The 13,494-nt window shown below is 30.2% G+C and carries 9 protein-coding genes and 1 tRNA gene; 1 reads left to right on the top strand and 9 read right to left on the bottom strand.

Annotation, left to right across the window (positions count from 1 at the left end; all coding sequences use genetic code 11):
- Position 1: 1 nt before the first annotated feature.
- From FP421_RS13080 to FP421_RS13055, 6 genes are all read right to left on the bottom strand, one after another.
- Entirely contained in the window at positions 2–1,495 is a 1,494-nt protein-coding gene (locus tag FP421_RS13080; RefSeq protein WP_159951353.1) for an outer membrane protein assembly factor BamB family protein, read from the bottom strand.
- Between the two features lie 82 nt (positions 1,496–1,577).
- The gene (locus tag FP421_RS13075) at positions 1,578–3,077 is read right to left on the bottom strand and encodes an outer membrane protein assembly factor BamB family protein (protein WP_159951351.1); all 1,500 of its coding nucleotides are present in this window, start codon (positions 3,075–3,077) and stop codon (positions 1,578–1,580) included.
- Positions 3,078–3,084: 7 nt separating this feature from the next.
- A complete protein-coding gene (locus FP421_RS13070; RefSeq protein ID WP_159951350.1) occupies positions 3,085–4,194 on the bottom strand; it encodes a glycerophosphodiester phosphodiesterase family protein in 1,110 nt (369 codons plus the stop codon).
- An 18-nt stretch (positions 4,195–4,212) separates the two neighbouring features.
- A complete protein-coding gene (locus tag FP421_RS13065) occupies positions 4,213–5,625 on the bottom strand; it encodes a RagB/SusD family nutrient uptake outer membrane protein (RefSeq protein ID WP_159951348.1) in 1,413 nt (470 codons plus the stop codon).
- A gap of 16 nt (positions 5,626–5,641) precedes the next feature.
- Entirely contained in the window at positions 5,642–9,100 is a 3,459-nt protein-coding gene (locus FP421_RS13060; protein ID WP_159951346.1) for a SusC/RagA family TonB-linked outer membrane protein, read from the bottom strand.
- Between the two features lie 136 nt (positions 9,101–9,236).
- A complete protein-coding gene (locus tag FP421_RS13055) occupies positions 9,237–10,352 on the bottom strand; it encodes a FecR family protein (protein WP_159951344.1) in 1,116 nt (371 codons plus the stop codon).
- Between the two features lie 151 nt (positions 10,353–10,503).
- Here FP421_RS13055 and FP421_RS13050 point away from each other — a divergent pair, with 151 nt between their 5' ends.
- Complete coding sequence (locus FP421_RS13050; protein ID WP_159951342.1) at positions 10,504–11,094, top strand: RNA polymerase sigma factor; 591 nt, start codon at positions 10,504–10,506, stop codon at positions 11,092–11,094.
- A 16-nt stretch (positions 11,095–11,110) separates the two neighbouring features.
- Here the strand turns inward: FP421_RS13050 and FP421_RS13045 are convergent, their stop codons facing one another.
- The 3 genes from FP421_RS13045 to FP421_RS13035 form a co-directional block, all read right to left on the bottom strand.
- Positions 11,111–11,800 carry a DUF2490 domain-containing protein gene (locus FP421_RS13045; RefSeq protein WP_159951340.1) on the bottom strand — a complete coding sequence of 230 codons (690 nt, stop codon included), beginning with the start codon at positions 11,798–11,800 and terminating at the stop codon, positions 11,111–11,113.
- A 47-nt stretch (positions 11,801–11,847) separates the two neighbouring features.
- Positions 11,848–13,104 (bottom strand): site-specific integrase, encoded by a 1,257-nt coding sequence (locus tag FP421_RS13040; RefSeq protein WP_159951338.1) that lies wholly within the window; start codon positions 13,102–13,104, stop codon positions 11,848–11,850.
- Positions 13,105–13,336: 232 nt separating this feature from the next.
- Positions 13,337–13,411, bottom strand: a tRNA-Pro gene (locus FP421_RS13035).
- Positions 13,412–13,494: the final 83 nt, after the last annotated feature.

The following is a 13,494-nucleotide window of genomic DNA, read 5'->3' as shown; positions in this document are numbered from 1 at the left end:
ATTACTCAATAATAATTTTAGATGAAGCCGTTTTATTATCCTGAATAGCTTTTAACATATAAATGCCTGATTTTAAATTTTGAGTTTCTATTTTCTCATTACTATTTATTGTTTTTGAAAAAATTTCTTTGCCTAGAATATCGAAAAGACGAACAGTTATTTTAGCATTGGAAGTTGCTGTTATATAAAAACCCTCTTTGTTAACTGGATTAGGATAGATATTTAAACCCTCAATGGAGTTAAAACTTTCTATTGATAGTACTACATTATTTACATTTGAAGTATGTTTTGTATTTCTACCATACATTGGCCAACCACTTGTCTGCAAACCGGTTGCAGAAGTAGTTAAAGCACTTAATTTACCACCAGTTGAAGTTTCAACACCAACAAATATTTTACCATCAGTGTGAATTGCTGCAGGAGAAGTAATTTTAGTCCCGAGACTCAAAGGAGTGTAAGCTTCCGTGCCATCACTATTAAGCACATAAAACATCCCAGAGGTATCACCGAAATAAATTCTTCCTAAATTATCAATAGCTGGTACAACCTCAATAGCAGAATTCGCTGAATAAGTCCATAAAATTGCTCCGTTTGCAGGGTTAAATGCTTGCATTTTACCGCCAGTATTCCCAAGGTACACTGTACCATCTGCTGCAACAGCTGGACCACCTTTTTCAACATTTTCACCTGTAAATGTAACAGACCATTTTTCAGAACCATCTGCAGGATTGTATGCTTTTAAAACACCATCCTTATCAGAATTAAGTTTGGCAGAAGCATAAATAGTCCCATCATTAGCAAGAGCAATAGCAGAACTTGCATAACCGCCACCAGCACTGTAAGGTGCAGACCATTTTTGAGTACCATCTGGATTTATTGCATAAATATTATCATTCGTAGATATTGCGTAAATAGTACCATCTGCACCAATTGCAGGCACACTATTAAAATCAGTACCAGTTTCAAAAATCCAATTTTGTGTTGTTAAATCGGTAGAAAAGTTTCGTACTCCTTTATCACCATTGTTACGAACTAAAACATAAACATCTCCGTTTGATGAAAATGCAGGTGCAGTGTATCGCATTCTGGAATTTATATAATTTGTACTTAAAGTATCACCAGTAATAGCATTAAACCTGTGAATTCTTCTACCATAATGCCCACCTATATACACAGAGCCATCAGCATTTATTGAAGCACTAGATATAACTTGATCAACTTTATTTTGAGTAGAACCTTCATTAATGTGCCCTTGCCATTTTAAAGTATTGTTTGGGTTTATAGCGAAGAAATTAAAAGGAGTGTCTTCATAAGATGCTTCAGAATTTCTGTCACTATAGTCACAAGCTATATATATTGTGCCATCTTCAGCGATAGCTGGTCCAGAGTATGCTACTTTATCTGGTAAAGTATAAAACCAGCTTTCAGTAAGTTGACTATAAGAAGCCATAGATAAAATAGATAATACGAATAATAATGTGTAGTTTTTTTTCATAATATTAGAATTTAAAATGTTGATTTTTAAGACGGTTCATTTTCAGAACCGTCTAATTATTAAAATAGATATGTGTTTTTGTTTACCTTCCTGTGTGTTTTGCGTCTTTAGCATACATAGGCCAACCTCCAGATTGAAGACCAGTTGCATTTGTTTTTAAAGCATATACTTTACCAAAATCGCCTTGATTTACAGCTAAATAAATGATACCATTAGAACCAATAGCTGCAGATGAATGAATTTCATCACCTAGTTTTGTAACCTTGTATGGGTTTAAACCATCAGAATTTACAACGTGAAAGAATCCATTTGTATCACCAAAATAAAGGTTTCCATCATTATCAATAGCTGGTACAACTTCAATTGCACCTTTTGCTGAATAAGACCATTTTTCAGAACCATCTGGATTATAAGCTATCATTTTTTCTTCATAACCACCTAGGTAAATAGTACCATCAGCAGCAACTGCTGGTCCACCTTGTGCTGCTTTTGCAGGTAAATCTTTTTGCCATTTAATAGAACCATTTGGATTAATTGCTAAAAGCACACCTCCAGTCGAAGTTTCACCAGAAAAATAAATCGTACCATCTGGACCAATTGCAGTGGCACTTGCTGTCCAAGTCCCATAATTTATACTCCATTTTTCTGTACCATCTGGATTTATAGCGTAAAAATTATCATTTGTTGAACCCACATAAATAGTTCCATCTGTACCAATAGCTGGAGTTGCATTAAACTCTGAACCACTTTGAAATACCCAATTCGCTGTTGTTAAACTTTGATTTACCGAATGGAAACCTCTACCATCTTTATTATGACCAGCAATATAAACTGAACCATCTGTACCAAATGTTGGGCAATTGTATCTTACCCTTGCATTTAGATTTATTTCATTGTCAATAACACCAGTTGCAGGATTTAAAACAAATGTTGTTCTACTATAATAAGATGAGGTATATAAATTACCATTTGGACCAATTGAAGGAGAAGACCTTATTTGATCTGATTTTTGAGCACTACCTTCAATAAATACTTGTTCCCAAACTTTAGCACCATCTTTTATGGCAAAGAAGTCTGGACCTTGGTTTTCTCTTATGGCTTGATTAAAACCTATATATACAGTTCCATCATCAGATACAGCAGGGTTAGAGTGATTTAATTTCCCATCTAAATCAAAGCTCCAAAGGGTTTCTGGAGCATCGATATTTGCTAAAGGGTCATCAGCGACAACCACTTCTTTTGAGAAAACTTCACTTTCACTTCCTGTATTATCAATAGCAATTAATTTTACAGAGTAATTACCACCTAATTGGTAAAAGTGATCAGGAGATTGGTCAGAAGAAGTTTGAGAGTCACCAAAATCCCATTCCCAAGCTGTTATAAAACCATCAGGATCTTCTGATAAATCTGTAAATTCTATTTTTTGACCTGCTTGAAATTTATCTGCTTTTACAGAAAAATTAGCATTTGGTATTACTGTAGAAACAGGTTTACCAACAATTTCATTGTCTTCACAAGACGTGATTATTAGACTTAAAAATATCAATAAAGATATTATCAAAGCATTTGATTTATTTTTCATTTTATAATTAGTTTAAATGTTCTTTAATTAAAACAGGGTTATCTGTTTGTATAATATTACCTCCTAGATTACTTATTTTATCTACTTCAGCGTAATTATCATCTAAAGGAGTTTTTGTTGTATTAATATAAGCATTCATAAATATGAACCAGCCTTTTGCTTTTGCTCTACTTACGAAATTTTGATTGAAAGTTTGAGACTGAAAATGAGCAACTTTTATTCTACTATCATCTTCGAATTGGCTTAATCTATTTTCGTTACTAATCACTGGCATAGCAATGACGTTTTCATCTTTATTGAGAGCTGATTGTGTAATGCTTACACCTTGTGTATAAAAAATAGATTGTTTTATCATACCATATTGCTTTACAACAGGATATATTCTATCAAATGACACTTTATTATTACTCATATCTAAATCAAAGTAGATTTTACCTCTACCCAGATTTAAAGCTTCTTGAAGCGTAGGGATTTTTTCTGATGTTAAAACTCCTCTATTATCTTTTAACTTTAGTTTTTGCAGTTCTACCAATGTGAAATCGCTTACGTTTCCAGAACCATTAGTAGTTCTTTCTAAAGCGCTGTCATGCATTAAAACAAACTTACCATCTTTAGTCTGTCTTATATCAATTTCAACCATTTCTATTTCTTCATTAATCGCATCTTGAATTGATTTTAAAGAGTTTTCTGGTGCGTTATTTTGATTGCCTCTATGAGCACAGGTTAAAATTTTATTTTCTCCTAGTTTTTCGACTAAACTTTTTCTGCCAACTATGTTTTCAGTAAAGGCTATAGTTATGTCTTTTGTAAAACTACTTTCATTATTGCCATTAGAAACTTTTAAAAGTATCGTATATGTACCTTCTCCGATAGCAGCATACGAGTGTGTAGGGTTCTTATTTGTTGAGGTATTACCATCACCAAAGTCCCATTCAAAAACTGAATTTGTACCAATACCAGAAGATGTATTTGAAAACCTTATAGGTTCATTTGCGAAATATTCACTTTGTTCAATTTCAAAAGAGGCATTTACTTGATTTATTATTGGCTCATCAGAACCACAAGCATTTAGAATTAGAAAAAAAAGAATACCTAAAAACTTACTATAAGGTTTCATCTACTTGTAATTTTTATATTAATAACCAGGGTTTTGTTGCATACTTCCTGGATCACTATTTAATTGATCTAAAGGAATTGGTAATAGTAAATCATTTTGGTCTATGGTAATATTTAAACCCACAAAACCTGCAAAATGATTATTCATTACTTGGACTGGATCACCTAATCTTTTTAAGTCCAACCATCTATGACTTTCATAGAAAAATTCGTGTCTTCTTTCTTTTAATAGTGCTTCTGTAAACTCTTGTTGGTTTGTAATTGTAGCTGATGTTAAATTTGGTAAACCAGCTCTTGTTCTAATTCTATTGATTAAATCGAAGGCCTCTCCACCAGCAACATACCCTTTTGCATTTAAAGCTTCTGCTAGAGAAAGTAATACGTCTGCATATCTAAAAACAATGGCATTGTTATCTCCATCATCTACAAGAGTTCTTGTGTTATCTATATATTTTGTAGAGATGTAAACAGTAGGGTCTAAAGGGTCTTGGATAATCTCATTTCTACGTAAGTCTCCAGCTTCAAAAGAGTTTAACAAATCTTGAGTAATGATATTGTTTCCTTTAGAACCAGGGTTTTTTTGAGAATTAAACTTTGACGCAAATAAACTTCCTTCTTCACCTCCATTTACACCAGATTGAAATTGCACTTCAAAAATTGAACCTGCATTATTTTCGTTAGCAATGCCAAATAAATCTGCATATGTATTTATAAATGTATATCCGTTAATTGCTCTTAATGCAGTTTCTGCCTCAGAAGGGTTACCAAGAGTTAAATGTGCTTTACCTAATAGAATTAGACTAGCACCTTTATTTGCTCTACCAATATCATTAGATTCTGGTAAAGCACTTGAAGCTTCATTTAAATCTATAATTATTTGATCAAAAACCTCTTGCTCGCTCGCTCTGCCTTGTCCAAAGAAATCTGTTGGATTTGTTGTTTCTTGTAATACTAAAGGAACACCACCATATAAATTCACCAAGTTGTAATAAACCAATGCTCTTATAAATTTTACCTCCCCTTTTCTTATTTCTTTTAAAGCACTATCCATATCAGTAATTGCATCAATTCTGTTTAAGACAATATTAGCTGCTTGGATTGTAACATAAGAATCTACCCAGGTTTGTCTAAAAACTCCATTTGTTGTAACTCTGTTAAATAAATCAACATCTCCAAAACCACCAGAATTTGAAGGTTCTTCTTCAAAAGTATTATCTGATCTAGTTTCAATTAGAATATGATAGTTAAAACCATAAAGGCCATTTTTTTGGAGGCCACCATAAGCAGCATTCACAGCAGCTTCAATATCTGAAGCATTCTTATAAAAACTACCAGCTGTAAATCTATCTTCAGGAGCAGTATCTAAATCATTTTCGCAGGCTGTAAAAACTATTAATACAACCAATATTTTAATATAATTTGTTATTTTCATTTTTTTTATTTTTTAGTTAAAATGAAACGTTTAATCCCAAAACAAATGATTTATTTAGAGGATAAACACCCTCATTATCACTTGGTGATAATGGATTATTATTATCTCTTTGCTCTGGGTTAAAACCTTTAAAATTAGTAGATATAAAGGGATTTGTTGCAGTAACGTATACCCTTAACTTTGAAAGTTTTATCTTTTCTAATATAGAATCAGATAAACTATAACCTAAAGTTATATTTCTAACTCTGAAAAAAGAACCATCTTCTATGAAAGCTGAAGAGACGTTAGCCCTTAATCTTTCACTGGATTGTGTATAGTCTGGTCTTGCTAAAAATCCATTAGGATTGTTTGTTGGATGCCATCTGTTTTCGTAATAAGATTGAAATTGATTTGAAAAACCTTGGCCATTTGATGCATTTCTAACAGTTCTATCAAGAACATTAACACCTTGAACGCCATCAACAAATACGTTTAAATCAAAGTTTTTATAAGAAAATCTGTTATTCATACCATAGGTGAAATCTGGTAAAGTAGCTCCTAATGATTGTCTATCATCATCATTAATAATACCATCTCCTGAAGTATCAACGATTCTCCAGTCTCCAACACGAACATCAGTACCACTTTGTGCAGATGCGTTTATTTCTGCTTGAGACTTATAAATACCATCAACTTGATAGCCAAAAAGTTCACCAATAGAATTTCCGATTTTTGTAATATGGGCACCATCAATAATTTCAGTTTGTCCAGGGCCTAAAGCTTTAACTTTATTATCTATCGTCGTAAAATTGATACTCGAATTCCATTTTACACCACCTAAATTAATATCTGATGTTGACAAAACAATTTCCAATCCTTTGTTTTCCATTTTACCAACATTTTGCAAAGATCTAGTAAAACCAGATTGTAATGGTACAGGAACATCGAGTAGCATATCTTCTGTTTTAGCAACAAAATAATCTACTACTAAATTTAATTTATTATCAAACAAACCTAAATCAAAACCAATATTATTTGTAACTGATGTTTCCCAAGATAAATCTGCATTAGGAGATGCACTTGGAATTTGCCCAGTAGCTAAACCACCATTAATAAAACCATTTAGATTTTTAAGCGTTGCTATAGAGCCAAAGTTCCCAATTTGATCATTACCTGTTTGTCCCCAACTATATCTTAATTTTAATTTGGAAATAAAAGAATCTTCTGGAAAGAAATTTTCATTACTTACTACCCATCCAGCAGAAAAAGAAGAAAAGTTACCAAATTTTGTATTTGCTCCAAAACGAGAGGAACCATCTCTTCTAGTAGAGGCAGAAACTAAATATTTAGAATCATAATCATATTGAATTCTACCAAAGTAAGAAATTCTTACCCATTCTGAAATGTCTTTATCTGTAGTTGTAACAGCAGTTCCAGCAATATTTGGAATATTATCGCTATCTAAATTGGGAGCATCTACAAAAGTACGTGTGGAGTTTTCTTTTTGATAAGAATACCCTGCTAAACCGTTAATACTATGTTTACCAATACTTTTATTATAGGTAAAAGTATTTTCTGTAATAATATTTTTTCTTACTGATGTTCTTTCTGTAGCCCAAGCTACTGTAGAATTTACATCATTTCTATAACTACCAATTGAAGATGGTCTGAATGCTTCTCTAAAAGAATAGTCATAATCACCACCTAATAGCGTTTTGAGCTTTAAACCTTCTATTATTTGATATTCTAAAAAAGTACTACCAAATAATCGAAATTTATTTCTTTCGTCTTTACGCCCTAAAGCTATTGCAACTGGATTTTCTGTTAAAGCACCATCAGTACCTCCATTATTATGCCATCTAATTTGTTGACTAATATTTAGTTCTCCTTGATTGTTATATGGTGTGAAAAAGGGTTCTGATAATATTGCTTGTTGTAAAGGACTATCTGTCCATCCATCGATTACACGATTATTATTAGAAATACTAGGGGTTAGGTTTATACCAAAAGACAATTTATCATTGAATTTTGTATTTAAATTAACTTTGGCAATATATCTCTTAAAATCCGAACCAAGTATTAAACCTTCTTGATTGAAATATCCACCAGAAACATACCAATTTGTATTTCCTGACCTTCCAGAAACAGAAACATCATAACTCTCAATTCTACCACTTCTAAAAATATCATCTAACCAATTATTATCTGTTAAACCGGGAGTACCTGATAAATACTTATCAAAATTAGATGGAATTAAATGTCTAGATACTGCACCTTGGGATAGTCTTGTAGCATTGCTATCATTTTCATTTCTATTCGCTGGGTCTGCAGATACATATCCCCAATCTCTCGCTTCTTTTACTACCTCTGCAAATTGATACGCATTCATAAATTTAGGTTGATTTAGGACTTCTTGAAACCCAGAAAAAGTATTGAAGTTAAAAGTTACTTTGTCTGATTTTGCTTTTTTGGTAGTAATAATGATGACACCATTAGCACCTCTTGAACCATAAATTGCAGTAGAAGCTGCATCTTTTAAAATGTTCATTGATTCAATATCATTTGGATTAACAGCATTAAGGTCACTACCTTCTGTTAAGGGATAACCATCAACAACAATTAGTGGAGAACCACCAGCTGTAAGGGTACCAATTCCTCTAATATTAATTGTAGAACCAGCACCAGGAGCACCATTTGATACAATTTGTACACCTGCAACACGACCAGCAATAGCATCATCTAGGCTACTTACAGGTAATTCGCTGATGTCTTCTGCACCTACAGAACTAACAGCTCCTAATACTTTTGATCTAGATAAAGAACCATAACCAATTACAACAATTTCATCAAGTGCTGCTGCATCTTCTAATAAAACTATTTTAAAAGTCGTTTTATCTTTTACTGCAATTTCTTTTTTAGCATAACCTAGATATTGTACTACTAAAATTGCATTCTTATCGGTTACAGAAATTTTAAAATTACCATCAAAATCTGTTTCAGTACCATTTGTTGTTCCTTTTTCTATAATACTAGCTCCGGGTAATGGATTATCATCTTTATCAACTATGCTTCCGGAAATAGTTGTTTTTTGATTTTTTTCCTTTTGAATTACTTGTTTTGTATTAGAAGCTATTTTAAGTGGTTTTAAAATAATTTGTTTACCATTAACTAAATATGTGATTTTTGAGTTGGTAAGTAGTCTTTTTAAAACTTTAGAAAGCTGTTCCTTTTTTGCTTTAATAGAAACTTTTTGATTGTAATCAATTTCTTTGTCTTTGTATATAAATTTAAAATCTGTAATTGATTCAATTTTATTAAAAATGGTTTCAAGACTAACATTTTTATAATCTAAAGAGACTTTTGTTTTTTGAGCATAAGAATTATTAGCCTGAAGCTGAAAAAGAGATACCAATAATAAAAGTGTAGTAATTCTCATTTTTAAATTAAGCGTTATTGGAATAGCGTTTTTAACTCTTTTCCTAATTACTTTTTTCATATTTTTGTAGTGAATTTTAGTGATTAATTAATTTTAGTCACAATATTTAATCGGAAGATGTTCCAGCATCTTTCGATTTTTCTCATATTATGACTCAATAGTTTTACTGTATTTAATATGTCATTGGCATTTTATTTTAGTTAATTGTTATTGTTTTATCTTTTATTTTATATTCAATTGGATGAAGTTCTTTTATAACCTCAAAAACTTGTTCAATTGTTTCAATGTCAAATGTTGCTGTAATTAATTCTTCTTCAAGAGATTTGTTGTTGTTCTTTATTTCTACATCGTAATGACGTTCTAGTTTTTTTATGATATTGCCAAACTTCATATGTTTTAAAATGATTCTCCCATTTATCCAAGCTGTATGAACTTCTATATCTGCCTTTTCTATTTTGATTGATTTATTTCTTTTATTCCAACCTGCTAGGTATCCAGGTTTTAAAAGTGTGGCATTTTCAGATTTGTAAGCATCATTACTATTATATAAACTTACACTACCTTCTACTAATACTGTTGAAACATTTACATCTTCAGGATAAGAACTTATATTAAATTGAGTTCCCAAAACCCTTACATTTACGTTGTTGTTTGATACAATAAATGGATGCTTTACATCTTTAGTAACATTAAAATATGCTTCTCCGTTTTCAACATATACTTGTCTGTTTTGCCCCTCTATAAACTTAACAGGATATCTTAAAGATGTTCCAGCATTTAAGTTAACTTTTGTGCCATCGGATAATTTTAAAGCAAATCTTTTACCATAAGGTACTGTTAATGTATTGTATACCAGTTTTTCTATTTTGACTTTATCATTATAAACAATTGCATTCCCATTTTGAGTTCCTAGCTCATTCCCATCTTTATCCTTTATCTTAAAATTACCTTTCTCATCAATTATTTTCACACTACCATCGCTCATTTTTAAAGTTATACTTTCTTTAGGTGATTTTACAATAGTAGGTTCAGAAACTATATCGTTTTTAACGAAATAAAATATGCCTAAAAAAAAGACTATAGCTGCTGCATATTTTGAGAAAACTGCAATTTTTCTAATTCTTTTGACTCTTTTTTGTTGAGAAATAAATTCTAATAATTTTTTTTGAGAATTAGAAGTATTAAACTTTTTTAAGTTTAAATCAATTAAGTAATTAACTTTGACATACTCAATGAAGAATTTCTTATTCAAATCATTATTTAACCAAAGTTCTATTTCTTCTATTTCTAAAAATGAAGCTTGATTATTCAAATACTTTATAAGTATATTTTGTATTTTTTTGGAAACCATTTATGTTTGCTATATATTAATAAAACGTTATAAATTTGCTTAACCCTAACTTTTATAGCAACTTTTTTTCTACATTCGTATTAAATAACCTTAAATTTTATGATATTCTAAAATGAAATCACTTTTTCTAAATGATGTAGAATTGATAAGTTCCTTAAAAAGAGGAGATTCTAATGGCTATAAATTTTTAGTTGCTTCATATCATCAAAAGTTATGTACTTATGCTTTTAGTCTAACTAATGATTTTGATTTGGCTGAAGATATTGTACAGAACGTGTTTATGAGTATTTGGAAAAATAGAAATAAGCTTAAAAAAGAATTTGTGGTTAGAAGTTATCTATATAGATCTGTTTATAATGAGTTTATTGATCAATACAGAAAAAAGAAAGCTGTTCTCACTCTTGAAAAAAAATATATTGACGCACTTACTTATATTGTTGAAGAGGAAGATGAGAAGTCAATTGATAAAATGATGAAACTTGTTAAGATTGAAATTGAGAATTTACCACCAAAATGTAAACAAACTTTCTTATTAAGTAAACAAGAAGGATTAACCAATATAGAAATAGCAGAATATTTAAATGTTTCAATAAAATCTGTAGAAGCACATATTACAAAGGCTTTTAGTATTTTAAGAAAATCTATTGGGGATAAGGTTGATGGTATTTTATTTTTATTATTTGGAAGGAAAACCTTTAGTTAAAAAATAATAAATTTAATTAAAGAGAAATATTATACTTTAAAAACAACCAAAATATACCTTCTGGTGTTTCATTTTTAATAAATGAGTTTAATCTGTAATCTAAACCAAAGTTTATCGATTGAGAATCTTTTACTTTAAAAGTGAAACTTGGTATAGTTCTTATTTCTAAATCAAAATTTTTATTTGAGAAAATATTTACATATTCAGCACCAAGGTTAAAATAAACCTTTAATTTATTTATTGGTATACTTATTCGAAATTTGTATCTTAATCTTTTAATCGGTAAGTAATTGTTTTGGAAACTAGCATCAAACCTTAAGCGATTTGATAATATATTGTAACTAACTTTACTTTTGCTTTTAATTTGAAATATAAATCGATGCATAAGTGTATTGTTATTTTCTACTCTTAAAACATAACCACCAGCAAAAGATATTTTGTTACTTTTTTGTTTAGTTGCGATAAAAGTATAATCCGTATGAATATAATTGTAATCAAAATTATTGTTTTCAGTCAAAAAGTTTGTAGCTAAATTTTGTCTAAATTCAGTATTAAAATTTATTTTCCAATTATTCAGTAATTTTTTTTCGAATCTTATTGAGGGTAATAATCCTAATTCAAAATTACTAGTCTGTGCTTTTAATTTTAGAGAAAAAAAAAGAGAAAATATAGCAATGGCTATTTTGAAATAAGAATTGATAGGCAATAAGAGTTAAAGTGTTCTTATTAAAAACGAAAACAATTTTAAATACCCTAACTGACATTTTTTTTAATTGTCTGTTTTTCTTTTTCAGATATTATATTTCTTAAAAGATTCATATCCTCACTAACCTTTCTTTCAATAACTTTAGCATAGATTTGAGTTGTTGCTATTTTAGAATGGCCAAGTAGTTTTGATACAGTTTCTATAGGTACACCATTGCTTAAAGTTATGGTAGTAGCAAAAGTATGTCTAGCAATATGAAATGTAAGATTCTTTTTTATGCCACTTAAATCTGCAATTTCTTTCAAGTAAGAATTTAATTTTTGATTTGAAATATTAGGAAATAGTGTTTTTGTTTTCTTTGTTTTAATATGGCTTTGATATTTTATTATTAATTCTTCTGCCAAAGGAAGTAAAGGTATTTTTACCTTATTATGTGTCTTCTGTCTATTTGTGATAATCCATTTACCACCATCAATACCTAAACCTATATTATCTTCGTTCAGCTGCATAACATCAATATAAGATAAGCCTGTATAGCAACTAAAAATAAATAAGTCTTTAACTAGGATTAATCTTTCTATATCAAATTCTTTTTCAATGATTTTTTGCAATTCATCTTCTCTTAAAAATTCACGCTCATTTTTAATATATGTAGGTTTAAACTTTATAAAGGGGTCTTTGTCAATCCACTCCATTTTATAAGCTAATGTTACCATTTTACGGAGCCTTTGAATATGTTTCATTACTGTGTTGTTTTCCATCTGTTTTTGATGGTCTAAAGGAACATATGAACGCAAGAATTTTTCAAAGTCAACAACAAAACGATATGTTAATTGAGATAAATAGATGTCTTGAATTTTTCTTTTTTTAGTTAAAAATAGTTTGATATACTTTTGAGTTGTAAAGTAGTTTTTTAAAGTCCCATAAGTTAAAGATTCACTCATTTGAGTGTTGTGATAATCGATTAAAGTAAGTAAAGAATATTCTTCATTGTCTTCACCTAAAAAACGAGCTTTAATTGATTGAGAGCAGATAAATGCTTTTTCTTTTATAAGTTCATCATAGGCTGTATAAACTCTATTTTTAACCTGGTCCAAATACCTATTGAGTAAACGTGATTCTTGTTTATTACCTTTTGCTCTTCCTCTTCTAGAATCCCATTCAGATAGAATAACTTTTCGTTGTAAGCTAATATTAGCTCTTTTGCCATTTACAGTTATTCTGCCATATACAGATACTTGGTTGTTTTTAATACGTGTTGCGTTTACCCAAAAAGATAAGGTAAAATTAATTTGTGATTGCATAGTTGTCGTCTTTTAATTAAACATTTTTCTAGACGAAAGTCAAATCAACTATTTCAAAAACAGTTTATTAAGGCTTCAATTTGGTTCACACTTTTTGTGTTTTGAAACTGTGAACCGAATTGTGAACCAAACTAAACTATATTAATTCAATTCTTATGTTAACCCAAAAACCACAAAACCTTGTAAATCATACGATTTACAAGGTTTTAGTTTCTATTGGTATTCATTTTAGTCGGGGTGGCAGGATTCGAACCTGCGACCTCCTCGTCCCAAACGAGGCGCGATGACCGGGCTACGCTACACCCCGAAAATAGTCATCAATTTTAGGACTGCAAATATACTTTTTTTATTTATTACAGTAATGTTTTTTTTATGAATTATTTCTTTAAT

It is taken from the genome of Polaribacter septentrionalilitoris (genome assembly GCF_009832745.1).
In the GTDB taxonomy this organism is placed as follows: Bacteria; Bacteroidota; Bacteroidia; order Flavobacteriales; family Flavobacteriaceae; genus Polaribacter; species Polaribacter septentrionalilitoris.
This window is presented reverse-complemented; position numbering and strand designations above follow the sequence as displayed.